The organism is Falsarthrobacter nasiphocae, assembly GCF_031456275.1.
GTDB lineage: Bacteria > Actinomycetota > Actinomycetes > Actinomycetales > Micrococcaceae > Falsarthrobacter > Falsarthrobacter nasiphocae.
Genome location: NZ_JAVDUI010000001.1, coordinates 1,189,790 through 1,213,516 on the forward strand (window position 1 = coordinate 1,189,790; position 23,727 = coordinate 1,213,516).

A 23,727-nucleotide genomic window follows, 5' to 3' on the forward strand; every position below is an offset into this window, starting at 1 on the left:
CGCACAGCACGGACACCCAGGCACCCTCCGAGGCCGGGGCTCGCGAGTTCGCCGGACGGCGCCGCATCCGCGTGATGCTCGTCGATGACCAGCCGCTCATCCGGTACGGGTTCGGTCTCATCCTCGGGGGCGAGGAGGACATGGAGGTTGTCGGGGAGGCGTCCAACGGCGAGGAGGCGGTCGCGGCGGCCCGGGACCTCCGCCCCGACGTCGTGCTCATGGATGTCCGCATGCCCGTCTTGGACGGTATCGAGGCGACGCGCCAGATCTGCGCGGAGATGCCAGGCGTTCAGGTCGTCATTCTCACGACCTTCGACCTCGATGAATATGCCTTTGAGGGCATTAAAGCCGGGGCCTCTGCGTTCCTGCTCAAGGACGCCGATCCGGAGGAGCTCGCCCGGGCCGTCCGGGTCGTGGCGGAGGGCGACTCGGTCGTCGCGCCCCGGGTCACCTCACGCCTTCTCGAGGAGTTCGTGCGGGGCTCCGCGGCGGGCGCGGCCCCGGCGGACTCGGCCTGCGTGAGCGAGCTGACGCCCCGCGAGGTCGAGGTGCTCGAGGCGATCGCCTCGGGCTGCTCCAATGCGGAGATCGCCTCCCGGCTCTTCGTCTCGGAGGCTACCGTGAAGACCCATGTGGGCCGCGTGCTGTCCAAGCTGGGCCTGCGGGACCGGGTCCACGCGGTGATCTTCGCGTACGAGAACGGGCTGGTCCGCCCGGGAGGCCGCGAGGGCTAGATCGGCTATATGCCCCGTTGGGTATCTTCCCCAGCTGCCCCGTCCCCATCCCGAGCGGCTCGATAGAGTGGCACCATGAGTGCTCACGATCACGCCCAGGACCTCGCGCGCTTTGTCACCGCGTCCCCTTCGAGCTACCACGCCGCCGCGGAGGCGGTCCGCCGCCTGGCCGCGGCCGGGTTCCGGGAGCTCGACGAGACGAAGGTCTGGGACCTTGCCCCCGGGGCCTACGTGGTCCGGCGGGACGGGGCGTTCATCGCGTTCCTCCTGCCCGAGGGCGACGGCCCCCTCGAGGGCGCTGACATCGTCGGCGCGCACACCGACTCCCCGGGCTTCAAGCTCAAGCCGAAGCCCACGACCGGCTCGGCGAACATCCTCCAGGCGGGCGTCGAGGTCTATGGCGGGCCACTCCTCAACTCGTGGCTGGACCGCGAGCTGCGCCTGGCCGGCCGCCTCGTTCTCGCCGACGGCACCGAGCGCCTCGTCGCCACCGAGCCCATCCTCCGCATCCCGCAGCTCGCCGTTCACCTTGACCGCGCCGTCAACGCGGACGGTCTCAAGCTGGATCGCCAGCAGCACACGCAGCCCATCTGGGGGCTCGGGGACGCGGCGGACGCGGACATCCTGGCCCACCTCGCCGAGCTGGCCGGCGTGGAGGCCTCGGAGATCGCCGGGTACGACCTCGTCGTCGCTGACGGCCAGGAGCCCCGATTCTTCGGCGCGGGGGAGGAGTTCCTCGCCTCCGGCCGCCTCGACAACCTCACGAGCGTCCACGCGGGCCTCACGGCCCTCATTCGGGCGGCGGGCGCCCCGTGGTCGTCCTCTCCTGGGGAGGGAGAGCGCGACGACGCAGCCGCCGCACGCGGTCGCCGCGTCACGATGCTCGCCGCGTTTGACCACGAGGAGATCGGCTCCGGCACCCGCTCAGGCGCCGGGGGGCCGTTCCTCGAGGACGTGCTCACGCGGATCGTGGGGAGCAGGGGCCCGGAGTTCGCGAGGATGATCGCGGGCTCGGTCCACGTGTCCTCGGACGCCGGCCACGCCGTGCACCCCAACTACCCGGAGCGGCACGACCCCGCCGTGCGCCCCGTCCTCGGCGGGGGCATGCTCCTCAAGATCAACGCTGACCAGCGGTATGCCACGGACGGCGTCGGCGCGGCGCTCATCAGCCGCCTCGCCCGCGAGTCCGGCGCGGCCTATCAGGAGTTCGTCTCCAAGAACACGATGCCCTGCGGCTCGACCATCGGGCCCATTACGGCCACGCGGCTGGGAATCCGCACGGTGGACGTCGGCGTTCCGTTGCTATCGATGCACTCGGCGAGGGAGATGCTCGCGGTGAATGACTACGCGGCGCTGACCCGAATTCTTGAGGCTTTCTGTGTAAAGCTGTGAATTTCATGGGTATTCTGTGAGTGAAGCACCTCGCGGGGCTTGGCATCGAACGTCGAGGTGACAAGCTCACGTGAAGGGAACGCCGAATGTCATATCAGCAGAACCCCCAGGGAATGCAGGGCCAGGGGTACAGCCAGCCCGCAGGCCAGGGTTACAACCAGCCCGCCTCGGACCCCTTCGGCAGTCACGCCGGCGGCTCGCCGGCCCCGGGCAGCGGCGGCCCCAAGAAGAAGACCGGCCTCATCGTCGGCCTCGTGCTCGGCGGACTCGTTGTCCTCGGGCTCATCATCGCCCTCATCGCCAACCTCATGAACGTCGTCGGCAAGGGCTCCTCGAAGGACGCGTCCTCGACGTCGTCGGACGGCCAGTCCTACTCCAAGGGAGACCAGGGCGAGGCGGAGAAGACCGTCTCCACTTATGTGGACGCGCTCCGGGACGGCAAGGCCCAGGACGCCCTGAAGAAGATGGACACGGACATGGTCGGCCTGGACCCGGACCAGCCGTACTACAAGGACGAGGTCTACTCGAAGGCGAAGAACCGACCCGAGGGCTTCTCCCGGACTGACTCCAAGCGCGTCAGCGACGACTGGTACAAGGTGAGCGGCACGGTCAAGCAGAAGAGCCGCGACCTCCCCGTCGAGTACGACGTCCGCCGGATCGGCGGCGAGTGGAAGGTCGCCCCCCGCTCCAGCTACGTGTCCCTTCCGCACGTGTACGCGAGCGGAGCGAAGTTCCCCGTCACCGTCAACGGCGTCAGCGTCTCGGACTCCTCCTCGACCTCCGCCACGAGCATGAAGAACCCGCTCCCCGGCGACTACGAGATCTCCAGCATCAACAACACCTACTTCACGACCAAGCCCGTCACGGCCACGGCGTGGGCGGACGGCAGCAAGGAAGGCTCGAGCGGCACGTCGAAGCTCGAGGTCAAGCCCACCGCCGAGGCCCAGAAGACCGTCGTCACCGCAGTGACCGAGGCCATGAAGACGTGCGCCGCCAAGCTCGACCACAAGACCTGCGGGCGCGAGTTCAACGCCTACAGCAGCCAGGGCAAGCTTGAGGGCCTCAAGGTCACCATCGCGAAGATGCCGGTCATCGAGGCCACGGCCGGCTCGTCCAGCCCGAACCGCTTCACCATCTCGACGACGACGAAGGGCACGATGGACTACGACGCCAAGCTCAACGGCCAGCCCGTCCAGGCCTCTCGCGACCTCGACATCTCCGGCAGCGCCACGATGTCCCCCGAGGGCAAGGTCCAAGAGCTCAAGCTCTACTGATCCCGCGCTCCGCGCAGCCCAGCTGCCTGCGGGATTCGTGCGCTACTGTGCTGTCCAACGCCGTGCGAACGCCGCGGCTTTCACGAGGAGGGATCGAAGCGATGACTTCTGACAAGGAGACCGCCCCGGACGCCGTCAGCCCGGACGCAGAGCGTCAGGACGAGGAGCGCCCCACGCACGGCAACGGCATGGGCTTTGCTCTCGGCGCCGGCCAGTTCGGCCAGCCTGGGGGCATGGATGAGAACGACGACGAGCGGGCGCCGCGGGACGGCGAGCAGCTCGGCCAGCCCGGCACCATGCCGGCCGAGGACGAGAATCGCGGACGCCAGTTCGGCGAGCCCGGCCCCCGGGTCGTCTAAGAGTCAGACCCGCACGCGCGCGAACGGCCCGTCACCCCGAACCGGGGTGACGGGCCGTTCGCGCGTCTTGGGGGGCGCCAGCCGCCGTCGTCGTGCACCGCAGCAGCCAGCCGCACGAGGCAGGCGCGGGGAGGGTCAGTCCCCGACGGAGTCGCGGCCCCGGTCCACGATGAGCGGGTCCGCCGGGAAGACGACGCTCGTGTCCTTGCCCGGGTAGTCGAACTGGTTGAGGAAGTGGCGCATGGCGTTGAGGCGGGCGCGCTTCTTGTCGTTGGACTTCACGGTGGTCCAGGGGGCGTGGTCCGTGTCCGTTCGCAAGAGCATCTGCTCCTTGGCCTCGCCGTAGTCCTCCCAGCGGTCCAGGGACTCGAGGTCCATGGGGGAGAGCTTCCACTGGCGCACCGGGTCAAGCTGGCGGATCGCGAAGCGAGTGCGCTGCTCCTTCTGCGTGACCGAGAACCAGAACTTCGTCAGGTGGATGCCGGACTCCACGAGCATGCGCTCGAAGTGGGGCACCTGCTCCATGAAGGTCTCGTATTCCTCGTCCGTGCAGAAGCCCATGACGCGCTCCACGCCCGCGCGGTTGTACCAAGAGCGGTCGAAGAGAACCATCTCGCCGGCTGTGGGGAAGTGCTGGATGTAGCGCTGGAAGTACCACTGGCCCTGCTCGCGGTCACTCGGCTTGTTGAGGGCCACGACACGGGACGTGCGCGGGTTGAGGTGCTCCGTGAAGCGCTTGATGGTGCCGCCCTTGCCCGCGGCGTCACGGCCCTCGAAGACGATGATGTGCTTCTGGCCCGTGTCCTCCACCCAGTACTGGAACTTCAGGAGCTCGATCTGGAGCCGGTACTTCTCGAGCTCGTACTCCTCGCGGCCCATCCGCTCGCCATAGGGGTACCCCTCCTGCCACGTCTCGACGGCGCGGCCCATGGGGTCGATGAGGTCGGGGTCGTTCGTGTGCCCCTCCGCCACCGTGTAGCCCTCGCTGAACATCTTGTCGATGAACTCGCGAAGGTTCTCCTTCTTCGAGTTGACGCCAAGCTGCGCGTTATTCAGGTCTGACTTCTTCATGGATGGCCCTCCTGGTCTCCGGTGTTGAGCCCAGCCTAGGAGCCACCGGTGAACGGGAGCCAAACCCTGATCGCCTGATAGACTTGGAGATCGGCGCGTTCGCGTCTCCCGCATGTCCCATGGCCTGCGGGCGAAGCGCCAGCACACCATGAACCTCCTGTTGCGGAAAGACCGCGACCGTTCAGCCCGAAGGAGGTGGGTTCACATGCGTGCATACGAGCTCATGACCCTGATCGACCCCGAGGTCGACGAGCGCACAGTCCAGCCGACGATCGAGAAGTTCCTCACCGTCGTCACCAATGGTGGCGGCACTGTGGACAAGATCGACGTTTGGGGCCGCCGTCGCCTCGCGTACGACATCCAGAAGAAGAACGAGGCCATCTACGTGGTCGTCAACTTCACCGCGGAGCCGGCAACGGCTGCTGAGCTTGATCGCCAGCTCTCCCTGTCTGAGATGATCATGCGCACGAAGATCATCCGCCCGGAGGACCAGAAGATCACTGCCGAGCAGGCCTGATCTTCCCGTTCACCGACACACGTAGGAGCATTCCATGGCAGGCGAGACTGTAATCACCGTCATCGGCAACCTCACCGGGGACCCCGAGCTTCGGTTCACCCCCTCGGGCTCTGCCGTCGCGAACTTCACGATCGCGTCGACGCCGAGGACCTTCGACCGCCAGACGAACGAGTGGAAGGACGGGGAGACCCTGTTCCTCCGCGCATCCATCTGGCGCGAGGCCGCTGAGAACGTCGCGGAGACCCTGACGAAGGGCACCCGCGTCATCGCCCAGGGCCGGCTGAAGTCCCGCTCCTACGAAACGAAGGAAGGCGAGCGCCGCACGTCGATGGAGCTTGATGTCGACGAAATCGGCCCCTCGCTCCGCTACGCCTCCGCATCCGTCAAGCGCACCCAGCGGTCCGCTGGCGGCGGCGGCGGGTTCGGCGGCGGCCAGCAGCAGGGCGGCGGACAGGCTCAGGGAGGCGGCTCCTCGTGGGGCGCACCCCAGCAGCAGTCCCAGGCCCCGCAGTCCCAGGATCCCTGGGCGGCCCCCGGCAACAACTCCGGTGGCTGGGGCAGTGGCCCGGACATGTCCGAGCCTCCCTTCTAAAACCATTTTCAAACGGGCGCCTGAGAGGCACCCGTCCACCATCCCGTGGACACAGTTTCACGGGCTCCACCACGATTGAGGAGCACCACGATGGCTAAGGCTGAACTCCGTAAGCCCAAACCAAAGTCCAACCCCTTGAAGGCCGCTGACGTCACCGTCATCGACTACAAGGACGTCGCACTTCTGCGCAAGTTCATCTCCGAGCGCGGCAAGATCCGTGCCCGCCGCGTCACTGGCGTGACGGTCCAGGAGCAGCGCAAGATCGCCCTCGCGATCAAGAACGCTCGCGAAGTCGCCCTTCTGCCGTACTCCGGCGCAGGCCGCGGCTAAGGGAGAGGGAGAGAACCACTATGGCAAAGCTCATTCTGACTCAGGAAGTCACGGGTCTCGGCACGTCCGGCGACATCGTCGAGGTGAAGAACGGTTACGCCCGTAACTACCTTCTGCCCCGCGGCTTCGCTCTCCTGTGGACCAAGGGCGGCGAGAAGCAGGTCGAGCAGCTCCGCGCCGCTCGCGAGGCTCGCGCCGTTGCGTCCCTCGAGGAGGCACAGGCTCTCGCGGCCAAGCTGCAGGAAGCCCCGATCAGCCTTTCCGTGAAGGCGGGCGAGTCCGGCCGCCTCTTCGGCAAGGTCAAGGCATCCGACGTTGTCGCAGCAGTTGAGGCCGCTGGTCTCGGCACGCTCGACAAGCGCTCCGTGGAGCTCGACGACGTCAAGTCGCTCGGCACCCACGAGGCCACCGTCCGTCTCCACTCGGACGTGTCTGCCACGATCAAGCTCAACGTCATCGCCGCCAAGTAAGGCAGCGAGTCGCGGCCGCGAGGCTGCGGCGGCGCCCCTTCTCCCTTCGGGGAGGAGGGGCGCTTTTCGTTAACCCTCCCCCCCTCGTTGCGGGGTGATGTTCGCACGGAAATGGGCGGTCCTTGGTGCGAAAACCGCCTCGCAACGGGTCATGAGGGCGATGCGGCGGGGGAGGCGGGCCCCGGTGCCCGCGGCGCAGTCTTGCCGCGGGCTCTCGGGGCGATTCGACGTGGCGCGCAGCGGGGATCATGCCGTGAGGCGATCCTTGCGAAGACCTGGGGGGCCACCGCGGCGGGCCGTCGTCGTGCTCTTCACGCTATGGCGCGAGGCTGAGGTTTGGGTGAGTCCCGGATGGGAGTGGCCTTCGGGTTGCCTGGCGAGATCAGATGAGCGCACGTGCCGCCGAGGCCGAGGCCGAGGCCGAGGTGGAGGTCGTGGTCGAGGCCGAGCCGCCGAGGGGGCGCGAGGGCGCGAGGCGCTATGCGCCGGGGGAGCGGGGCGGCGGGGCGCTCGCCTCGCGCTGTTGGCGCCGGGAGAGCCAGCTGGCGGACAGGAGAGCGACGGCGATCCCGGCGAAGTCCGCCACCGCGTCGAGAGGATCGGCCGAGCGGCCGGGGAAGAACATCCCTTGGAGGACTTCCGAGAGCGGCGCATGGACGACGAACGCGCCCAGGACCGCAAGACGGTTGAGGCCCGCCCGGAGGAGGAAGAACACGGGCAGCGCGAAGATCGTGAAGTGCACGGCTTTGTCCACCGGCAGGCCCGGGAAGGGGGAGCTCCCGTTGACTTCCCCGTACAGGGACCGGAGCTGCAGGAGCACTGCCGTGAGGCCGAAAACCAGCATGACTCGCTGGGAGACAGAGCGGCTCGCGAGGAAATGGCGCATTGGTCCAGTCTATGCGGGACGCCCAGACCCGCGAGATGTCGGGCCGGGGCGGAGTTGTGGACAGGCCCTGTGGACAGTACCTGTGGATAAGTGGGGATAACGTGGGCGCAAGGGGGGCGATGCGGAGGGATGAGGGCGTTTCCTGGTGAACACGGCATGGAATCCGCGTAAATGCCACGGCCGTTATCCACATGGTTAGACGGCGAAGAACCGCGGAATCACGGGGATTTCTCGGCTTGTCCCACCGCTGTCCACACTGTCGTCCCGGACTTGCCCACACGACACGCCGCGATATGCACAATCAGCCCTCGGCGAGTGTGGATAACTCCCTTGAGATGGGGGCTGTCGAGTTATCCACGTTCGGCTGAACGCCTCTCTTCGGGCCTGCCAGCCGCCCTAGAATGAGAGGACATCCACGGCGAAGGGGCGGCATGCCCCCGAGCTTTCAGGCGAGCAGCGGAGGGCACCGATGAGCGAGTATGGGGAAGGCGGCGCCTCAGCCGTACGGAAGCCGCCGCAGGACCTCAACGCGGAGATTTCGGTGCTCGGCGGCATGCTCCTGTCCCAGGACGCCATCGCGGACGTCATTGAGGTGCTCCGCGGCAATGACTTCTACCTGCCCAAGCACGAGTCGATCTTCGACGCGATCATCGACCTCTACGGCCACGGCATGCCTGCGGACGCCATCACCGTGGCGGATCAGCTCCAGAAGACGGGGGAGCTCTCGAAGATCGGCGGCGCCCCGTACCTCCACGAGCTCATCCAGTCCGTCCCCACGGCCGCCAACGCCAACTTCTACGCGGAGATCGTCCGCGAGCGGTCTGTCCTGCGCAAGCTTGTGGAGGCCGGCACCAAGATCGTCCAGATGGGCTACGGCCAGGACGGCGAGGTCGAGGACATCGTCAACCGCGCGCAGGCAGAGGTCTTCCAGGTGGCCGAGCGGCGCTCGACGGAGGACTACGTCCGGTTGAGCGAGTTCATGGAGGGGGCGGTCGACGAAATCGAGGCGGCCGGCGCCCGCGGAGAGGAAGTCTCCGGCGTGCCCACGGGGTTCTACGACTTCGACGAGCTGACCCACGGCCTGCACGGCGGCCAGATGATCGTCATCGCCGCCAGGCCCGCCGTCGGCAAGTCCACGTTCGCGTTGGACTTTGCGCGGTCCGCCGCGATCCGCCACAACATGACCACGGTCTTCTTCTCACTCGAAATGGGGCGCAACGAGATCGCCATGCGCCTCCTCTCCGCAGAGGCCTCCATCCCCCTCCAGGACCTGCGCAAGGGAACGGTGGACGGCGACGGCTGGTCCAAGCTCGCGCAGACGATGGGCGAGGTGGACAAGGCGCCGCTCTTCGTGGACGACTCGCCCAACATGTCCCTCATGGAGATCCGGGCCAAGTGCCGCCGGCTCAAGCAGAAGCATGACCTCAAGCTGATCGTCCTCGACTACCTCCAGCTCATGAGCTCGGGCAAGCGTGTGGAGTCCCGTCAGCAGGAGGTCTCGGAGTTCTCGCGCTCGCTCAAGCTGCTCGCCAAGGAGCTCGACGTGCCTCTCATCGCGCTCTCGCAGCTCAACCGCGGCTCGGAGCAGCGCACGGACAAGAAGCCGATGATCAGCGACCTCCGTGAGTCGGGCTCGATCGAGCAGGACGCCGACATGGTCATCCTCCTGCACCGCGAGGACATCTATGACAAGGAGTCACCCCGCGCGGGAGAGGCGGACGTGATCGTCGCCAAGCACCGCAACGGCCCCACCCGCACCATCACGGTGGCCTTCCAGGGTCACTACTCTCGGTTCAACAACATGTCTCCCGCTGCGGACGCCGGCGGTTTCTAGGCCTGTGGCCGCCGTGCGCTGAGGCGCCGGCGGCGGCTGCACGCGTCACGGCCACTCGGACTCAAGGAGCGCTCGGCATGAACATGGACGACGTCGTTATGCCTGACACGACTGCGGTGCGCGCCGCCATGGAACTGGCGAGCATTTATCAGCCCGAATCATTGACGGCTCACGCGATTCGCTCTGGTTACTGGTCAGAAGCAATTGCCCGCGTTGTGGGAATAGCGATCCCGGATCGGGAGCTGCTCTGGGTGGCGGCACTCTTGCACGACATCGGGATTGTCCCCGAGTTCGACAACCACCTGAATTCCTATGAGGACGCGGGCGGGCACGTCGCCGTGGCGCTGACCGCGGGGGCCGGGTGGCCGCACGCGCGGCGACTCCGGGTGCATGAGGTGATCGTGCGCCACAACTGGCCCTCGGTGGACCCTGCCCTGGATGTCGAGGGCCACCTTCTCGAGAGGGCCACGGCGCTCGATGTCGCCGGGGCTCAGGCGGACCTGCTGCCCTCGGGCTTCGCCGCGGAGGTGCTCGCATCCTATCCGCGAGGAGACCTCGCCCAGGTCTTCGGGAAAGCCGTCACTGGCCAGTCAGAGAGGAAGCCGCACACACAGGCTCGGCGGATTGTGCAGGCCGGTGTCGTCGCGAAGATGGCCGAGCATCCCCACGAGGCGAGAGCCGGCTCCCAGGGCCGCTGAGGGCACGCAGCCGCGCTCGCTTTATCACCGGGGCTTCGGTGAACAATGCGGAAAATGGCCATGACTGTTGGTGGACATTTCCCAGGTTCAACCCCCAGTCTGGGCGTTTCCTGAAATTATCCCGCAAAGACGGGTCCGCCGTTTGACACCCCGGGGCCGGTTGATAATGTGGCTATGGATGCACGGGGACCTAAGGGTTTTGCCGTGCAACACAAAACATGTCACCGAGAAAGAAATGGAGTTCTCAGCATGACTGTCAACCTCAACCTCGAAGCTCTTCGCGGAAGCACTGTCTTCGGCAACGACGGCGAGAAGATCGGCAAGATCGGCGAGGTCTACCTCGACGACCAGACCAACGAGCCGACGTTCGCCACGGTTAACACGGGCCTCTTCGGCCTCAAGGAGACCTTCGTCCCCCTCGACCGCGCGCAGGAGACTGCGGACGGCCTGACGGTTCCTTTCTCGAAGGACTTCATCAAGGACGCCCCGAACGTGGACGCTGACGGCAACCTCTCCCCCGAGGAAGAGCAGCGCATCTACGACTACTACGCCACCAACGGTGCCGCTGGCCGTCGTGACGACGTCCGCGATGACCGTCTGGCCGAGACCGGCGCTGCCGGTGTCGCTGGCACGGGCTACAACGCTGGCCGCCCCGGCCTCGACGCCGACCGCACCGACGCGATCGACGCCGACCGCCGCAACGCTGCCGACGCTGACCTCGCCGCCGATCGCCGCGACGCCGTCGCCGGTGACCGCGTTGAGGGCGACCGTGACGTTGTCGCCCACGAGGAGCGCCTCGCGACGTCCGACCGCGTTGAGACCCGCGAGACGGGCCGCGTCCGCCTCCGCAAGCACGTCATCACGGACACGGAGACCGTTGAGGTTCCCGTCCGCCGTGAAGAGGTGCACATTCAGCGCGAGAAGATCGACCCGAACTCCGCTGAGGCTCGCGTCTCCGGCGAGGGCGTCTTCGAGGAGGACGAGATCGTCGTCACCACGCACGAGGAGCGCCCGGTCGTCGAGACCGAGGTCGTCGCCACGGAGCGCATCAACCTCGACAAGGAGGTCCGCCAGGACTCCGAGCAGGTCTCCGGCGAGGTTCGCCGCGAGGAGATCGTTGTCGACGAAGACGGCAACCGCCGCTAGTCGCACCTGAGCCCAAGCGGCCTCGCCGCTGACGCTGCAAGGCCCCCGCCCTCGTCTGAGGTCGGGGGCCTTTTGCGTGGCCGGGGGAGCGGGTAGCGTTGTCCTATGAGTGTTCTTTTTATGACGACGACGGGGCCGTCCACCGTGAACCCGCGGTCCTGGGGCCGCGGCGCCGCTCTGGGGACGGCGGCCTTCCTCTATACGCTGCTGGATCCGCGCAAGCCCGCGGCCCGGCGCGCTGACACGGTGCTGCGTGCGGTGGCCGGAGGGTTCGCCGGCTGGGCCGTGGCGCGCAGCGCCGAGGGCTCCCGCGATGCGCGCCCCCAGGGACCGGGCTCTCGGCTGAGCAGCGCCACGCCCCGCCGTGCCGGCACGGGGGCTCGCCCCTCCTCGCTGGGGCGTGCCGTGGGCGTGGGCCTCGGCGTGGGGGCAAGCCTGCTCATGACACGCCTGGATCACGCCCTCGACGCCCGCGTGTGCGGGTGGCTGGAGCGGCGGGGTGTCACGAGGCCGCGGCTGCTCCTCGCGGCGGCAGCCGGCGTCGTCGGCATGGCAGAGGGACTCAAGCCGGCGCCCCGAGGCGCCCGGCACGCCTGAGCCGCGCCACACGGGGGGCTCAGAACGCGTCGTAGCAGTCGAAGGTCTCGTGCTCCCGGACCGCCCGCCGTTCACGCCCTGGGGCGTCAGCGCCGGCGGAGCAGCTCGTAGACCACGGAGTCGTCTTTGCGGCCCAGCCCCTCGCGGTGCCCGCGCTCGTAGACCTCCTGCGCGCTCGCGGCGAGCGGCACCTCCTGCCCGGCGGCCCGCGCGGCCTCGGTCACGAGCCCCATGTCCTTGACGAAGATGTCCAGGGCGGAGCGCACCTCGTCGAAGCTCTCCTCGACCATCCGCGCGCCGCGGTCCGCGAACATGAAGGACGCGGCGGCGCCGGTGCCCAGGACGTCGTAGCACTGGCGGACGTCGAGCCCCATGGAGGAGGCCAGCGCGAGCGCCTCGCCCGCTGCCGCGATGTGCACGCCGCACAGGAGCTGGTTGACGATCTTGAAACGCTGACCGTCGCCCGGCCGCGGGCCCACGACGGGCGCGTTGGACGCCATCGCGTCGAGGAGCGGGCGGACCGCCTCGACGTCCGTCTCGGCCCCGGAGACCATGACGAGGAGGTCGCCGGTCGCGGCACGGGCCACGCCGCCGGAGACGGGGGCGTCGACAAGCCGCGATGTCACGCCTGCCAGGCCGGTCAGCGCGGCCTCGATGGCCTCGGGCCCCACGGTGGCCATGACGAGGACGACCGTCTCCGGGGTGAGGGCGTCCGCGATGCCGGGGAGCGCCGGGCGTCCCTCCGCGGCGGGAGAGCCGAAGAGGACGGACTGGAGCTGCGGCCCCGTCGCCACCATGATGACGACGACGTCCGCGCCCTCCGCAGCCTCGCGCGCCGAGGCGGCGCCGCTGACACGGGGCGCCACCGCCGCGAGGGCGTCGGCGGACATGTCGAACGCCGTGACCTCGAGGCCCGCGTCCGCGACGGCCAGGGACATCGGTGAGCCCATGGCGCCGAGGCCGATCCAGGCGACGCGGGGTCGGGAGGGTGCAGTCATGGCGGTGGTCCTGTTCTCGGGGGTGGCCCCGTGGCGGTTCTCGTCGGTGGCGGTGGCGGGCCCGTTCCCGCCGGCGGCGCGCTCCCCGGGCTGGCCCTGCTGAGGGGCGGCGGCTGCGGAGAGCCGGTCGACGACGTCGGCCAAGGCCTCCTCGCCGCCGACGTTCCCCGGGAAGACGACGTACGGGGCACCCAGGACGCTCTCGGGCGCCTCGACGGGGGTGAAGAGGGAGATCTGGCCGGGGAAGAACTGGCCTTCCACGCGGGCGAGGCGGATGCCGAGGCCGTTGTGCGCGACCTCGTGGGAGGTGATGCCGCCCTTTGCGACGACCCACGCGGGCCGCTCGGCGCGCAGGCGCTGCACGACCTCCACGACCCCGTCAGAGACGGAGCGCGCAATGTCCAGAGACTGCGCGGCGCTCTCCTCCCTCACCAGGTCCCGGCTCGTGTAGACGACCACGTCGGAGGTGCGGAGGGCCTTAGCTGCGGTCGTGACGGCGCCCGCGATGGTCTCCTCGCGCGTCTGCGGGTCCAGGAGGCGGGGCACGTTCAGCTCCACTTCCGCGAGGGTTCCGCGGCGCTGCACCGCCTCCAGCTGCTTCGTGGTCAGCCCCACGTGGGAGCCGACGACGACGAGGCCGTGGGGCGCGCGGCCGCCCTCAGGCGTCAGCGCCGCCTCGGTCAGGGGCGCGGAGGAGGACTGGCCGACCAGGGCGCGCACGAACGAGGGGCCGCAGCGGGTCACGAAGGTCCGCCCCTCTGCCTCGAGGCGCGTCACGGCGTCCGCGACGACCTCCATGTCCGCGTACTCGGTGGCGTTGACCACGACCCACTGGCGGTCATGAGCGGCGGACAGGAGCTCGGCCACGCGGTCCGCGCCGCCGGTGCGGATGTCCTCGAGGGAGAGGGTGAGGACGTCGGCCGCCGAGGGCGTCCGCCACGGGGTGTCCGGGTGCTCGCGCCGGTGGGCCTCGCCCTTCTCGGCGAGGAACGCGGGCAGGTTCGAGGTGGAGTAGCCGAACGTGGCGTCCTGGGCGAAGTCGGTGTCCTCGACAGGGACGTCGCGGCCGTCAACGCGGGCGTAGTGGACGTTGTCCACCGTGGTGCGACCTGCCTCGATCATGGCGGGGCAGAAGAGGAAGGCGTCGACGGGTCGGCCGTGCTCGGCCAGCACGTCGGCGATCTCGTTGGGCTCCTCGATGACATGGCCGCGCAGGGTCGAGTCAGAGCGGGAGACGACGTGGAGCCCCGTCGCCGCCCCGTGCGGGGCCGAGACGGCGCCAGCCGCGTCGTCGTCCGCCCCGTTGGCACCGTCTGCCCCGCCACCCTGACGCGAGGCGCCCGCCCGCCCCGCCTCGGCGAGGTGGCCGGCCACGACGCGACGGTTGGCCGCCCGCGCCTCCTCCGGGCCCAGCGCCCGGGTGTTCGTCAGGACGAAGCACACGCTCCCCTCCTCCCGCAGGGCCTCCGCGGTGATGCGGGGGTCCTCCTCGAAGGCGACGGCGACGCCGCTGACGCACTGGGAGCCGGTCGGGTCGTCGTCGAGGACGAGGAGGCGGCGGGGGGAGGGAAGCATGGGCGGACCTTTCGAGCGGAGGCGAGACTGGGGCGGGCGCGGGGCGTCAGGACAGGGCGCTGACGAGCGGCCAGAGGGCCAGGGCCACGAAGAAGCCGACGACGGACGTGGCCGTGGTGGTCACCGTGTAGGACTTCAGCGCCGCCGAGGTGCTCACGCCGAAGTAGCGGCTCCAGACCCAGAAGAGCGAGTCGTTGACGTGGGAGAGGGCCATGGAGCCGATGCCGATGGTGATGGCCACGAGGGCCACCTGGAGCGGCGCGAGGCCCATGCTCGCGGCCAGCGGGGCGATGAGCGGGGCAGTGGTGATCGTGGCGACCGTCGCCGAGCCCTGGGCCGCGCGGATGAGCGCTGCCATGAGCCAGGCGAGCACGAGGATCGGCAGGCCCGAGGCGGAGAGGACATCGGCGACGGCCTTGGCGACGCCGGTCTCGGCGAGGATGAAGCCGAATGTGCCGCCGGCACCCGTGATGAGGATGACGGCCGCGGTCGCGGGCAGGGCGGAGGCGACGACGTCCTCGGCGTGCTTGAGGCTCCAGCCGCGGCGGAAGCCGAGGAAGAAGATCGCGAGGAGGACGCCGATGAGGAGGGCCGCGGGGGACGCGCCGATGAGCGCGAAGAAATTCCGGACCCACGAGCCCGCCGGGAGAGTCAGGGCGGTCACGGTCTGACCCATGATGAGCAGGAGCGGGATGAGGATCATCGCGAGCACGAGTCCCATGCTCGGGAGGTTCTCCTCCGCGATCTCCTCGCGGGCGTTCGTCGCGGCGCCGGCCGCCTCCTCGCCCTCCACGGGGACGGGGGAGAAGACGCGGCGGACGATGAACCCGCTCATGACCTGGGCGAAGAGCCACATGATGACGGCGGGGATGAGGCCGAGGAGCAGGACCATGCCGACGTCGGCGCCCATGAGCTCGGAGCCGCCGACGATGCCGGGGTGCGGCGGGAGGACGACGTGCACGGTGAGGAGCGCCATGACGGTGGGGAGCGCGAAGACGAGCATGTTGACGCGGCCGGTCAGGCGGCGGGCCACCGAGAGGACGATGGGCACGAGGACGATCGTGGCGACATCGACGAAGACGGGGATGCCGAAGATGAAGCTGGCCGCGCCGAGAGCCCACGGGGCGCGGCGGGGGCCGAATGTCTTCAGGAGGCGGTTGGCGAGGACGTCTGCGCCGCCGGAGACCTCGACGATGCGCCCGAGCATGGCGCCCAGGGTGACGATGAGGGCCACGCTGCCGAGGGTCTTGCCCATGCCCTGCTGCAGTGCGGGCACGACCTTCTCCATGGGGATGCCGGCGGCGAGGGCGAGGCCGACGGACACGAGGAGGAGGGCGATGAAGGGGTGTGTCCGTCCCTTGATGATGAGGGCCAGGATGACCGCCACCGAGGCGAGGCCGAGGAGGACCAGGATTGTTGTGGACATTGAAATCTCCGTTGATTTCGCCGGGGTGCCACTCGGATATAAGTGTGACCGACGTCTACTTATCAGATGTCTGATAAGTTAGAGCCGTTCCTCCTGGCTTGTCAACCCCGCCCCGAGACGGGATGGCCGGCTGAGGCGGGACGAGCGTCAAGTGAGATCCTGGGAGGAGTCCACCGACCTTCCGGCCAGGAGAGCACCCCATGAAGATGTCCGAGCAGACTGCGAGCCGGATTCTCAACGACATCGCCGACGGCGCCTTTGCCGTCGGCGAGCCCCTGCCCGCCGAGGCCCAGCTGGCCGAGACGTACTCCGTCTCGCGCCTCACCGTCAGGGAGGCGATCGTGAGCCTCGCCTCGCGGGGCGTCGTCGAGGTGAGGCACGGCAAGCGTTCCACGGTGGCGCCGGTGGCGAGCTGGTCCGTCCTGGACCCGGCGATCCTCATGCTTCGCGGGCGCCTCACCGAGGACTCGGCGAGGCTCGTCATGGAGCTCATTGAGGCCCGCAGGGTTCTCGAGATCGCCTTCGCGCGGCTCGCGGCCACGCGCATCACGGACGCGGAGATCGCTGACCTTCGCTGTCACCTCGGGGCCATGGTGGAGGCTCTGGATGACGACGACGCCCTGCGCAGCGCCCAGGCGGACCTCCGTTTCCACAGGGGGATCGTCGAGGCGGCGGGGAACCCGTTCCTCGCGGGCTCGTACGCGCCGCTGGAGCACGTGCTCATGGCGGTGCGCATCAAGACGAGCACCCCGCGCTCCGTGCGCCAGGATGCCATCACCTGGCACGGGCGCATTCTCGAGGCGCTCGAGGCGCGGGACCCCGCGCGGGCTGCGGCCGCCATGCAGGGCCACATGGACCAGACGGCGGACGCGGCGTCAGGGATGGACCTGGGGCGCCCCGAGGCCTCGGCAAATTCATTTGGCGGAATATAAACATGAAGGAATAGACGCGGAGGGGGTGGAGCCCCCGCCCCGGAAGGGAGATTGGGCAATGAAGATCATCATCACTGGAGGCGCCGGGTTCCTCGGCAGCCTCGTGGCCACGGAGCTGCTGCGAGCGGCGGACGCCGGTCAGGCCCCGATCCCCTTCGACGAGATCCTCTCCGTGGACCTCGCCCCCTGCCCCGTCCAGGACGAGCGCGTCACGTCTCTCGTGGGGGACCTGGCGTCCCCTGATGTGCTGCGGGAAGCGGTGACGGCCGAGGTCGTCGGCATCTTCCACCTGGCCGCCGTCCTCTCCGGGGGATCCGAGGCGGACTTCGATCTGGCGATGCGCGTCAACGTGGACGGCACGCGGGCGCTGCTCGAGGCGGCGCGCGCCGCCGGCTCCGCCCCGCGATTCGTCTTCACGAGCTCCCTGGCGGTCTTCGGCGGGAATGTCCCGGAGGTCGTCCCCGAGACCTGGGCCGCCCAGCCTGACTCGACCTACGGCGCGGCCAAGGCGATGGGGGAGCTGCTCGTCAACGAGTACTCCCGCCGAGGGTGGGTGGACGCGCGCATCTGCCGACTCCCCACGATCTCCGTCCGGCCGGGGGTGCCGAACTCCGCGGCGTCCTCGTTCGCGAGCGGGATCATCCGCGAGCCACTCGCCGGCGTGGAGTCCGTCTGCCCCGTGCCGCACGAGACCCGCATGTGGCTGAGCTCCCCCGAGGCCGCCGTGCGCAACCTGGTCTTCGCGCTCGGGGTGCCCGGCGAGGCGCTCGGCGCGTGGCGCGGGATCAACATCCCGGGCATCAGCGTCACGGTGGGGGAGATGCTCGCGGCGCTCGACGAGGTCGGCGGGCCGGACGCGCGGGCCCTCGTCCGGGACGAGCGGGACCCGGCCGTCGAGGGCATCGTGTGCTCCTGGCCCGGGGAGTTCGAGGTTCAGCGGCTCCTCGACGCCGGATTCACGCGGGACGAGGACTTCCTCTCCGTGGTTCGCCGCTACGCGGACGGTCTCGCCGCGCGCTGATCGTGTCCACCCCTCCGCGTAGGCTGAAGCTTCATCTCGGCGCGGATCGCGTGCCGCCTCAGCCTTGCGAAGGAGTCCCCCATGCATCAGATCATCGTCACCGAGTTCATCACCCTTGACGGCGTCATCGAGGCCCCCGGAGGCGGGGACTACGCCCACGCCGGGTGGACCTTCAAGGACATCGAGTTCGTGCCGGAGGCCTACGAGATCAAGGGGCGGGAGCAGGAGGAGGCCGCGGGCCTCCTCCTGGGTCGCGTGAGCTTCGAGGAGTTCGCGCCCGTGTGGCCGAGCATGGACGAGGAGTTCCCTCTCTACAACCGCATGCCCAAGTACGTGGTCTCCACGAGCCTGACAGAGGCAGAGGTCACCGAGTGCGGGTGGGAGAACTGCCGCCTCCTCCGCTCCATCGAAGACGTGCGCGCGCTCAAGGAGCAGGGCGAGGGGCCCATCTACGTCCACGGCTCCGCGAGCCTCGCGCAGAGCCTTGCCGAGGCAGGCATCGTGGACCGCTACCACCTCCTCACGTTCCCGCTCGTGCTCGGCGAGGGCAAGCGCCTCTTCGCGGAGGACGGGGACCGCAAGCAGCGCCTCTCGCTCGTGGAGGAGAAGGCGTTCTCCAACGGCATCCGCCTGGCGGTGTACGACGTCGTGGCCTAGCGGCGCCTGGGGTGGCTTCGTCCGGGGGGTCGGAGACGTTCACCGGGAGGACACCCACGGGTTAGAAGGGAGCCTTAGGGTGGCTGGGCAGGCCTCGCCGCGGGGCCTGCCACTCCGCAGCCCAGTCTCCGAAGGATCCCTCATGAGCCTGTCCCCTCGTTCGCGCCGCATCGGTGCCTCGGCCCGCCTGGCCGCGGTGGGAGGGGCGGTGGCCCTCCTTGCCGCGGCGGCCGCCCCCGCGCAGGCCGGCGTCGGCCAGGGTCCCGCCCGAGGCGCCGCCGTGGGCGCGTCCCACCAGAGTTCCGCCCATCCGGGCACACCCGGCCAGGGCGCGTCCCATCAGAGCTCTCCTGCTCATGGGCCCAAGACAGGGCGCGACAGCGTCCGGGTGGCCACGTTCAACGCGAGCCTCAACCGCGGCGCCGAGGGCGAGCTCCAGCGTGACCTGTCCACGCCGGGCAACGCCCAGGCCCGCGCGGTCGCAGACGTCATCCAGTCGGCCCGGCCGGACATCGTGCTCGTCAACGAGTTCGACTACGACTCCGCCCACCGCTCCGCCAGCCTCTTCCGCGCCAACTACCTCAATGTGGGCCACGGCGGGCATGCGCCTATCGACTACCCGTACATGTACACCGCACCCGTCAACACGGGCATGCCCAGCGGCGTGGACCTCGACCGCTCCGGGAGCGTCGGCGGCCCCAACGACGCCAAGGGTTTCGGCCTCTTCCCCGGCCAGTACGGCATGGTCATCTACTCGAAGTACCCCATCGACACGGCGAAGGTCCGCACGTTCAAGAACCTCCTCTGGAAGGACATGCCGGGAGCGGCCCTGCCAGATGACCCCGCGACCCCCGAGCCGGGGGACTGGTACAGCCCTGCCGCGCTCAACGTCCTCCCGCTGTCCAGCAAGTCCCACTGGGACGTCCCGGTCCGGGTCGGCGGCAAGACCATCCACGTCCTCGCCTCCCACCCCACGCCGCCGTCCTTCGACGGGCCGGAGGACCGCAACGGGCGCCGCAACCATGACGAGATCCGCCTCTGGGCGGACTACGTCTCGCCGTCGCCGCGGGCATCCTCCTACATCGTCGACGACGCCGGGCGCCGCGGCGGCCTCCCCGCGAACGAGCGGTTCGTCATCCTCGGGGACATGAACGCCGATCCTGTGGACGGGGACTCCTACGGGAAGGCCATCTGGCAGGTCCTGGCGCACCCCCGGGTGACCGCAACGAGCCCCATGAGCCTCGGCGGACCGGAGGCCTCCCGGCTCCAGGGCGGGGCCAACGCGACCCAGAAGGGCGATCCGCGCCTTGACACCGCGGACTTCGGCGACAACGCCCCCGGCAACCTCCGCGTGGACTACGTCCTGCCCTCCAAGCAGCTGACCCCTCGCGGCTCTGGCGTGTTCTGGCCGGCGCAGGGGCAGCCCGGCTCGGAGCTGACGGGCGTCTACCCGTTCCCGACGTCCGACCACCGCCTCGTCTGGGTGGACCTCAAGGGCTAATCCTCTGGGCGCGAGCCGCGCCGTCGCCTTGACCGAATTCATTGCCTGTTATATCTATTGTGGCTAGAAGGACGGGCGGCCCGCTCCAGGCCCATTAAGCGGGCATCATCGTCAGGGAGGCGTCGTACGCCGCCCGGCGCTCGCGATGAAAAGAATCTACGCCTACTCATTTTTCGCTGCGGCGGCGATCACCTCGTTCACGGTCGTCGACATGCTGTACTTCACCGGGGCCGGGTACTCCCTGGCGTTCGTGGGGACGATGTTCCTCGTCTTCAACGGCACCGTCTCCGCAGCGGAGCTCCCGCTTGCGGTGCTCTTCGACCGCTTCTCCGGCACCAAGGTCATCTACATCGGCCTGGTCCTCCGCCTGGCTGCCCTGGCCATCTTCTTCGTCAATCCCGGCGAGGGGTGGCTCCTCGTGGCCCAGCTTCTGGCGGGTATCGCGGTCGCGGCCCTCAGCGGGACCATCCCCGCGTTGATCGCCAACAGCATCGAGGACCAGTCCATCGAGGGGTTCGCCAGCGCATACCGGATCCTCGACTGGATGGGCGGCGCGGGAAGCGTCATCGGCGGGGTAGCGGGCGGCCTCATCTTCCAGGTCTACCCGCAGGGGATCTGGCTCTCCGCCATCGTGTTTCTCGCGGCGGGGACGATCGCCATGATCGGGTTCCGCGCCCCGGAGGCCGAGGTCGAGCGCACACCCCTGCGCGGCTACCTCGTCAAGGTGCTGGGGGTCTTCAAGAATCACTCCATGTGGGTGGGGTGCGCGGCTGGGACGGCGTCCGTGGCCCCGTACATCCTCTGGCAGATGCGCTTCGCCGAGACCTCGGTGCCCTTCGTCATCGTGACCTTCGTGTCCATGTACCTCGTTGGCCTCCTGTCCCCGGCGATCCAGCGGAAGGTCCCCGTCCGCCGCCCGCAGATGGTGGCCGTGGCGGTCCTCAACGCGGTCGCCATGGCCGGGTTCGCCCTCGCCCCAGCCGGCGCCTGGTCCTTCGTGACCTTCATGGTGCACATCGTGCTCCAGGGGGTCCTCTCCCTCATGATCGGCGCGTACTTCCAGAGCCAGCTGACCAATGACGTCCGCGCGGCCTCGGGCTCCATGAGCTCGCTGTGCAATTCGCTCTGGGTGGCGCTCGCGGCGCCCATCGTGACGCGGGTGGCACAGGATCAGGGGGCCGTGACGGCCATGCTCTTCGCCGTGGTGTCCTTTGCCGTCACCGCGCTCATTGCGGCGCTGCGGCCCATCGGCGCCGCGGAGGCCTCCCGGTAGAAGCCAGCGACGACGGGGCCGCGGGGCGCAACCCCCGCGGCCCCGTCGTCGTCCGCAGAACACAAGAGTGCCCCGCCCGGAATATTCCGTGCGGGGCACTCTGTCACGGTGCGGGCCCGGAGCGCCAGAGGCGCGGAGCCGGCCCGTCCCGTGGGGCTCAGCCCTGGGGGTTGGCGATGGTCACCGTCAGGGAGCCGTCAGCGTTCTGCTTGACCACGGTGGCCTTCACTCCGTGCCCCGCCACCTTGACCGAGTGGTACGGGAGGGCGGTGGAGTAGTAGGCGTCCGGGTTCGAGTCATCGAAGACCGGGGCCTGCGGCGCGGCGGGAGCGCACGGGGTCACGAGGCCGGTGTTCGTCTCCGTGGGGAGGCAGAGCTTGGCCCACGTGCCGAGGCCGAACGTCGCGTCGTACGCCTGGCGACGGCCACCGAGCGGCATGAGGCCGTTCTCCGCAACGATGGGGCTGATGCGGGCATCGACGGGGAGGACCCGCCCGGCGCCCGGGTGCTGGGACGTGTTGTTGTTCTCGTACGCGTGGTCCACGTACCAGACGAGCATGCCCGGCGTGTAGGAGAAGAACGTCACCCAGTCCGGCTTGGTCAGGCGGTTGCCGAAGTTGTACGGGCCCGTCTTGAGGACGGCGTCATACCCCTGGAACTGGCGGTTCTCGATGAGGTAGTAGCGGTCCGTCGTCGTGTCCAGGTAGCCCGGGTTCGCCGTCCAGTTGGCGTCCGCCGTGAAGCCCTTGGGGAGGTTCTTGGGCTCGCCGTTGAGCTTCATGTTGACGCGCTTGCCCTTGATGGTCAGCGAGTCGACGAAGACGCCGTTCTCCGTCACCGCGCCGTCCGTGGCATAGCGGAGGCGGAACTGGGAGGCCTTGCCGCCCGTCTCGTACTGGTACGTGACGGTCTTCCACTGGCCCTCGCTCGAGCCGGTGAGGGGCTCGGTGCCGAGCTCCGGGCTCGTCGCCAGCTTCCACGTCTTGCCGCCGTCGAGGGAGTACTCGGCGTAGAGGAAGTCGTAGTCCTGCTCGATGGCCCAGTTCATCTGGGCGGAGACCGTCACGCTCGGGGTGGCCGGAACGTCCGCGGTCAGCGAGCCGTTCAGCCCGTCCGCCGCGCCGCTCCACATCGCCTTGCGGCCCTGGACCGGGGTCGGGAACACCGTGCGGACCGTCTTGTTCGGGAGGTCGACGCGGACCGCCTGGTCCTGGCCCGCCGTGTGGAACTGGGACGGGTTCAGGGTGCGGGTCTGGGTGGCGCCGAGCGGGACGTTTGAGCCGCGCAGCCAGCCGAGGTTGAGCTTCTCCTCGGGGCCGAAGTTTCCGGGGGTGTCGCCGGTGCCCTGGATCTCGTTGCGGCCGAGCCAGGAGCCCGCGCTCATGATTGTCCAGAAGCCAGTGCCGTTCTCGGCCTTGTTCGTCGTGTCGTAGAAGTCCGGCAGACCGAGGTCGTGGCCGTACTCGTGTGCGAAGACGCCGAGGCCGCCGTTCTCAGGCTCGGTCGTGTAGTCGCCGATCCAGTACTTGGACTGGCCGATGCGCGTGCCGCCGGCGAGGTTGCCCTGGGGGCCGCTCGTGCCGGCCTGGTTGCCGAACGCGTACCAGCGGTGGGACCAGATGGCATCCTCGCTCGCGCCGGCCTCCTCGCCCTCGCCCGCGTGGACGGCCTGGAAGTGGTCGATGTAGCCGTCGGGCTCGTTGAAGTTGCCGTCGCCGTCGAAGTCGTAGCGGTCCCAGACGTCGAACTGGGCGAGGTACTCGTCAATCTGCGCAGGCGTCTTGCCTGCGGCGAGCTGGGAGTCGTACCAGGAGTTGCCCGTGTCCTTGATGTAGTTCCAGGCGCCGCCCTTCTGCTCAACGGTGTTTGCGCCGTAGGACGCCGCGTTTCCGGGGACCGTGACCCAGTTCTGCACCGAGTTCGTCACGGAGTACTTGCCGTTGGACTGCTTCTCGTAATAGTCCTTCATCGAGAACGCGGGGCCGTTGAACAGGTTTTCGTAGTGGGCCAGGCCGAAGTCCTTGGTCCACAGCGTGGAGTTGTCCTTGGTGCGGTCCGGCTCCGGAATCTGGTTGTGCTTGGGGCCGGTCCCGCCGAACTCGGAGAGGATCGTGAGGATCTTGTCACTCTTCGGGGTGGTGGTCTCGGCGAAGCTGTTCTCGGCGAGCTGCACCACGCCCTTGGCGTTGGGCTTCTTCTTGCCGCTGCGGACGAGCTTCTGAGCCTCCGCGCGCAGCGCCTTCTGCTTCTCGCTGAAGGGCCCCGAGAGGTTGTCCTCCCGCGGCGCGGCCTGCGGGGTGCCCTGGGCATCCTTGAGCGGCGGCGCGGCGGACGCTCCGAGGGGAGTCAGGGCCAGGACGACGACGGCGGCCGCCCCGGCAAGACGAATGTTCTTCATAGAAAGCCCCAAAGTGTGAGAGGTGGATCACATGATTGTGATGATG

The 23,727-nt window shown here is 68.9% G+C and carries 22 protein-coding genes; 17 read left to right on the forward strand and 5 right to left on the reverse strand.

Annotation, left to right across the window (positions count from 1 at the left end; genetic code table 11):
- Positions 1–74: 74 nt before the first annotated feature.
- The 4 genes from J2S35_RS05355 to J2S35_RS05370 all read left to right on the forward strand — a co-directional run bounded on the left by J2S35_RS05355 (position 75) and on the right by J2S35_RS05370 (position 3,759).
- On the forward strand, positions 75–734 hold the full coding sequence (locus J2S35_RS05355) for a response regulator transcription factor (protein ID WP_309853056.1): 660 nt from the start codon (positions 75–77) through the stop codon (positions 732–734).
- Positions 735–809: 75 nt separating this feature from the next.
- On the forward strand, positions 810–2,126 hold the full coding sequence (locus J2S35_RS05360) for a M18 family aminopeptidase (RefSeq protein WP_309850666.1): 1,317 nt from the start codon (positions 810–812) through the stop codon (positions 2,124–2,126).
- Between the two features lie 86 nt (positions 2,127–2,212).
- Positions 2,213–3,400 (forward strand): hypothetical protein, encoded by a 1,188-nt coding sequence (locus J2S35_RS05365; RefSeq protein WP_309850667.1) that lies wholly within the window; start codon positions 2,213–2,215, stop codon positions 3,398–3,400.
- 101 nt (positions 3,401–3,501) lie between these two features.
- Positions 3,502–3,759 carry a hypothetical protein gene (locus J2S35_RS05370; protein ID WP_309850669.1) on the forward strand — a complete coding sequence of 86 codons (258 nt, stop codon included), beginning with the start codon at positions 3,502–3,504 and terminating at the stop codon, positions 3,757–3,759.
- 135 nt (positions 3,760–3,894) lie between these two features.
- Here J2S35_RS05370 and ppk2 read toward each other — a convergent pair whose 3' ends face one another.
- Positions 3,895–4,830 carry a polyphosphate kinase 2 gene (gene ppk2, locus J2S35_RS05375; protein ID WP_309850672.1) on the reverse strand — a complete coding sequence of 312 codons (936 nt, stop codon included), beginning with the start codon at positions 4,828–4,830 and terminating at the stop codon, positions 3,895–3,897.
- Between the two features lie 205 nt (positions 4,831–5,035).
- Here ppk2 and rpsF point away from each other — a divergent pair, with 205 nt between their 5' ends.
- From rpsF to rplI, 4 genes are all read left to right on the forward strand, one after another.
- The gene (gene rpsF / locus J2S35_RS05380; protein ID WP_309850674.1) at positions 5,036–5,347 is read left to right on the forward strand and encodes a 30S ribosomal protein S6; all 312 of its coding nucleotides are present in this window, start codon (positions 5,036–5,038) and stop codon (positions 5,345–5,347) included.
- A gap of 34 nt (positions 5,348–5,381) precedes the next feature.
- Complete coding sequence (locus J2S35_RS05385; RefSeq protein ID WP_309850677.1) at positions 5,382–5,939, forward strand: single-stranded DNA-binding protein; 558 nt, start codon at positions 5,382–5,384, stop codon at positions 5,937–5,939.
- A 90-nt stretch (positions 5,940–6,029) separates the two neighbouring features.
- Positions 6,030–6,269, forward strand: coding sequence for a 30S ribosomal protein S18 (gene rpsR, locus J2S35_RS05390; RefSeq protein ID WP_309850680.1), 240 nt, complete (start codon positions 6,030–6,032; stop codon positions 6,267–6,269).
- Between the two features lie 20 nt (positions 6,270–6,289).
- Positions 6,290–6,739 carry a 50S ribosomal protein L9 gene (rplI, locus tag J2S35_RS05395; RefSeq protein WP_309850683.1) on the forward strand — a complete coding sequence of 150 codons (450 nt, stop codon included), beginning with the start codon at positions 6,290–6,292 and terminating at the stop codon, positions 6,737–6,739.
- 478 nt (positions 6,740–7,217) lie between these two features.
- Here the strand turns inward: rplI and J2S35_RS05400 are convergent, their stop codons facing one another.
- Positions 7,218–7,625, reverse strand: a complete 408-nt coding sequence (locus J2S35_RS05400; protein ID WP_309850685.1) for a VanZ family protein — start codon at positions 7,623–7,625, stop codon at positions 7,218–7,220.
- Between the two features lie 469 nt (positions 7,626–8,094).
- On the opposite strand from J2S35_RS05400, the gene dnaB reads away from it, so the two are divergent.
- The 4 genes from dnaB (at position 8,095) to J2S35_RS05420 (ending at position 11,900) form a co-directional block, all read left to right on the forward strand.
- Entirely contained in the window at positions 8,095–9,459 is a 1,365-nt protein-coding gene (gene dnaB / locus J2S35_RS05405; protein WP_309850686.1) for a replicative DNA helicase, read from the forward strand.
- 77 nt (positions 9,460–9,536) lie between these two features.
- Positions 9,537–10,157, forward strand: a complete 621-nt coding sequence (locus J2S35_RS05410; protein ID WP_309850688.1) for an HD domain-containing protein — start codon at positions 9,537–9,539, stop codon at positions 10,155–10,157.
- A gap of 249 nt (positions 10,158–10,406) precedes the next feature.
- On the forward strand, positions 10,407–11,303 hold the full coding sequence (locus J2S35_RS05415; protein ID WP_309850690.1) for a PRC and DUF2382 domain-containing protein: 897 nt from the start codon (positions 10,407–10,409) through the stop codon (positions 11,301–11,303).
- Between the two features lie 105 nt (positions 11,304–11,408).
- Complete coding sequence (locus J2S35_RS05420; protein ID WP_309850691.1) at positions 11,409–11,900, forward strand: hypothetical protein; 492 nt, start codon at positions 11,409–11,411, stop codon at positions 11,898–11,900.
- An 86-nt stretch (positions 11,901–11,986) separates the two neighbouring features.
- Here the strand turns inward: J2S35_RS05420 and J2S35_RS05425 are convergent, their stop codons facing one another.
- Positions 11,987–14,473: a four-carbon acid sugar kinase family protein gene (locus tag J2S35_RS05425; protein WP_309850692.1), complete on the reverse strand. Its 2,487-nt coding sequence runs from the start codon at positions 14,471–14,473 to the stop codon at positions 11,987–11,989.
- Between the two features lie 46 nt (positions 14,474–14,519).
- Positions 14,520–15,899: a GntT/GntP/DsdX family permease gene (locus tag J2S35_RS05430; protein WP_309850693.1), complete on the reverse strand. Its 1,380-nt coding sequence runs from the start codon at positions 15,897–15,899 to the stop codon at positions 14,520–14,522.
- 206 nt (positions 15,900–16,105) lie between these two features.
- On the opposite strand from J2S35_RS05430, the gene J2S35_RS05435 reads away from it, so the two are divergent.
- The 5 genes from J2S35_RS05435 to J2S35_RS05455 all read left to right on the forward strand — a co-directional run bounded on the left by J2S35_RS05435 (position 16,106) and on the right by J2S35_RS05455 (position 21,283).
- Positions 16,106–16,831 carry a FadR/GntR family transcriptional regulator gene (locus tag J2S35_RS05435; RefSeq protein WP_309850694.1) on the forward strand — a complete coding sequence of 242 codons (726 nt, stop codon included), beginning with the start codon at positions 16,106–16,108 and terminating at the stop codon, positions 16,829–16,831.
- Positions 16,832–16,889: 58 nt separating this feature from the next.
- A complete protein-coding gene (gene denD / locus J2S35_RS05440; protein WP_309850696.1) occupies positions 16,890–17,852 on the forward strand; it encodes a D-erythronate dehydrogenase in 963 nt (320 codons plus the stop codon).
- A gap of 81 nt (positions 17,853–17,933) precedes the next feature.
- Positions 17,934–18,509, forward strand: a complete 576-nt coding sequence (locus J2S35_RS05445) for a dihydrofolate reductase family protein (protein ID WP_309850697.1) — start codon at positions 17,934–17,936, stop codon at positions 18,507–18,509.
- Between the two features lie 142 nt (positions 18,510–18,651).
- Complete coding sequence (locus tag J2S35_RS05450) at positions 18,652–20,010, forward strand: endonuclease/exonuclease/phosphatase family protein (RefSeq protein ID WP_309850698.1); 1,359 nt, start codon at positions 18,652–18,654, stop codon at positions 20,008–20,010.
- 145 nt (positions 20,011–20,155) lie between these two features.
- Positions 20,156–21,283: an MFS transporter gene (locus J2S35_RS05455; protein ID WP_309850700.1), complete on the forward strand. Its 1,128-nt coding sequence runs from the start codon at positions 20,156–20,158 to the stop codon at positions 21,281–21,283.
- A gap of 157 nt (positions 21,284–21,440) precedes the next feature.
- Here the strand turns inward: J2S35_RS05455 and J2S35_RS05460 are convergent, their stop codons facing one another.
- Complete coding sequence (locus J2S35_RS05460) at positions 21,441–23,681, reverse strand: immune inhibitor A domain-containing protein (protein ID WP_309850702.1); 2,241 nt, start codon at positions 23,679–23,681, stop codon at positions 21,441–21,443.
- Positions 23,682–23,727 lie beyond the last annotated feature (46 nt).